General features: G+C 58.1%; 1 protein-coding gene and 1 pseudogene. Both read left to right on the top strand.

The features are described from left to right. Positions 1–553, top strand: a pseudogene (locus tag AC1DS3_RS38695) (DUF308 domain-containing protein); the annotation flags it as partial. A gap of 229 nt (positions 554–782) precedes the next feature. Then, entirely contained in the window at positions 783–1,049 is a 267-nt protein-coding gene (locus AC1DS3_RS38690) for a hypothetical protein (RefSeq protein ID WP_441640509.1), read from the top strand. The last annotated feature ends 331 nt before the right edge of the window (positions 1,050–1,380 follow it).

The raw sequence follows: 1,380 nt of genomic DNA, 5'->3' as shown, positions 1-1,380 counted from the left end.
GTATCCGAGCGTCGAGATCGATCGATCGCCGGACGAGTTCGGACGCATCCTGCGTGCGACGCGCGATAACGATGTGCCCGGCGTGTTCCAGCCGGACTACGCGACCGAATCGAAGGCATGGTGCCCATCGACCGTGCGGGTGCGGATCCGGAACTACGATCCCGCGAAACTGCAGCAGTTCTGGAACCGCTACCGCCAGGACATCACCTACAACCTGACGCACCGGAACTGCTCAAGTTCAGTGTCGAACGCGCTCGAGGCGGCGATCGACGGCGCGAGCAGTCGCCTGCACGGCGATCGCGTCGGCTGGGGCAGCCTTCTGCGCGTGCTTGTCACCCCGGAACTGTGGGTCGCAGCGCAAATCAGAAAGCGCGCCGTCACGATGGCATGGACGCCGGGCTTGACGCTCGACTATGCGCGCGCGCTCAGCATGCTTGCCGATCCGCGGCCATTCGCCTGGAGGAGAGTCGCGCGCACCGCCATCGATACACTCTTCCAGCAGCGCAAGACATGGCGCGAACAGGATGCTCAAGCAACACGCTCCCGGAGGTGATGCCTGACTGTAGAGCAATGGCACTGGCTGTTTGCTGGCATAGACATTGACGGCATCGACATTGGCGCGGTGCGGCAGCATCCGGCACGGTAAGACTCGATTCTTGTCAGGCCAGATGGGTTTACTAAAATAGCTCATACAGAGGGCATGAGGCACCCGTTCCGTCGAGGATGGGACTCGTCAGCATCGTTAGTTGTGTTGGAGAACACAACAAGATCTGGAGTCATTTATGTACCAGCAAGCACATTCACTGGCGGTAATTTACCCGCTGGAGACGGGCGAGTGGTTGTTCGCAGCAATCACCGGGCATCAAGTTGTTCACTTCGGACCATTTGAGTCCAGAGATGAGGCAGATGAAATTCTCTCGGCAATGTATCCGGATATGCCAGCGGTAGAGTTGCCTGAACAGGCTAGGAAGCTCGACAGCGATGGCGTGACGATCTTAGGGTATGCCGCAGTGCAGCAGGTAGCGTTTCAAGAGGAAACCGGCAGATAGCCGGAGTGGCACAGTCCGCCAGCCACATCCGGGTGGCTTCTTCATTTGTGGCCGAATGGCAATACCTATTTCCATGTGTAACGTAGCCACGTCACTGCGGAACTCACTGTTTTTCTGGATGGTCCCTTCTGTAAAGGAGTAAAGGAGCAATTGCAGGGGCGCGTTGCCCGGGGGATATGTGTCGCGGCCTGCGCGAATACCAGCAGGAGACAGTGATGAAATCAATCCAAAGGATATGCCTTGCTAGTGTTGTCGGCTTGCTTGCCGCTTCGGCGGTTGGTGCTAGTTTGGCGGATGCAGGAACACTAGCAGCAACGGATGGTGCTCTGCC

The sequence above is a fragment of the Cupriavidus sp. 01L46 genome, assembly GCF_056399905.1.
The sequence above is the reverse complement of the archived record's forward strand: the minus strand, read 5'-3'. Positions and strand labels throughout refer to the sequence as shown.

Excerpts from the sequence above, each read along its gene's own strand:
- AC1DS3_RS38690 (WP_441640509.1), top strand. The coding sequence starts at position 783 with ATGTACCAGCAAGCACATTCACTGGCGGTAATTTACCCGCTGGAGACG.